Here is a 1670-nt window from a genome sequence, read left to right on the forward strand (position 1 = left end):
GTTAATTATACAAAATAGTAAAGTGGTATTTAGATTTACTAATCAATATATTAAATTGAAAAATAAAATTAGATAAAAAAGAAGGAATTGAATAAAAAAAGTCGAATTATGTATAATGAATATTTGACAAATTTCTAATATGTTGTAAAATAGTAATGTTAAAAAAATTACACCAGAAGGTGATAATATGAATGATATAAAAGATATAATAGAAGAAATTAAATCTAGATCTGATATAGTAAAGGTAATATCAGATTACATTAAAGTACAGCAATCGGGAATAAACTACAAAGGATTATGCCCATTTCATGGGGAAAAAACACCTTCATTTTATATAAATACATCAAAACAAATATATAAATGTTTTGGATGTGGAGAAGGTGGAGATGTAATAAACTTCATTATGAAGATAGAAAATCTTGAATTTATGGATGCCGTCAAATTATTAGCCAAAGATTGTGGAATAGAAATAAACACAAATATGGATGAGCAATCTAAAATTAGGATGGAAAAGGTTAAGAAGATTCAAGACATAAACACAGAAGCTGCCAGATATTATTTTTCAAATTTAATTAAAGAGAAAAATTATGGGTATGAATATTTAAGAAGAAGAGGTCTTGATGATAAAATCATAAAGAAGTTTGGTTTAGGATATGCACCTAAGGCATGGACTAATCTTATGGAATATTTAATTAGTAAAGGCTATGATAAAGAAACACTTGTTGAATGTGGGCTCGTTACATATAAAAAAGATGGAAACAAATATTATGACAGGTTCATAAACAGAGTTATATTTCCGATATTTGACTATAGAGGAAATGTTATAGGTTTTGGAGGAAGAGTTCTTGATGATTCACTTCCTAAATATTTAAATTCACCAGACACACTAGCATTTAACAAAAAGTATAATTTATATGGTCTTAACTTTGCTAGAAAAAATATAACTGATAGAACTGTAATTCTAGTAGAAGGATATATGGACTTGATTTCATTGTATCAATATGGAATAAGAAATGTGTGTGCTACACTTGGAACAGCCCTTACGATAGACCAAGGGAATTTATTAAAAAGATATGTAGATACAGTTGTAATTTCTTATGACTCAGACGATGCAGGGGTTAAGGCCACGCTAAGAGCTACAGATATATTAACTAGCGTAGGTATAAATGTTAAAGTTTTAGATTTAAAAGATGTAAAAGACCCAGATGAGTTTATAAGAAAATATGGTCTTGAAGGATACCAAAAATCCATAGCAGATGCTGTTCACTATATTAGATATAAAATAGTTAAATGTAAAGAAAACTATGATTTATCTAAAGATGAACAAAGATTAAAATTTACTAAAGAATCTACAAAGATAATAAAAGCTTTAAAAAGTCCTGTTGATATAGATTATTATATAAACTTTTTAAGCTCAGAAAGTAAAATAAATGTAGAATCTTTAAAAAAAGAAGTCTATGGGAAGAGTTACAAATCTAATTATAATCCAAAGTTTAAAAATGATAGACATGTTCAAATAGATAAAAATGCACAAAAAAATCCAACGATAACAAGTAATGGAAATGAAATTATAGAAAAAACTTTAATTAGATTGCTTTTAGAAGAAAAAGAAATAAGAAAATTATTAATTTTAAAATTAGATGAAAATGATTTAAAATTAAATGAAAATA

General features: G+C 26.0%; 1 protein-coding gene. It reads left to right on the forward strand.

The annotated features are described in order from the left end of the window. Positions 1 to 187 precede the first annotated feature (187 nt). The coding region (gene dnaG / locus VN21_RS09235; RefSeq protein WP_046823001.1) for a DNA primase at positions 188 to 1670 on the forward strand (1483 nt) is incomplete at its 3' end.

Source organism: Paraclostridium benzoelyticum (genome assembly GCF_001006285.1).
Lineage (GTDB): Bacteria > Bacillota > Clostridia > Peptostreptococcales > Peptostreptococcaceae > Paraclostridium > Paraclostridium benzoelyticum.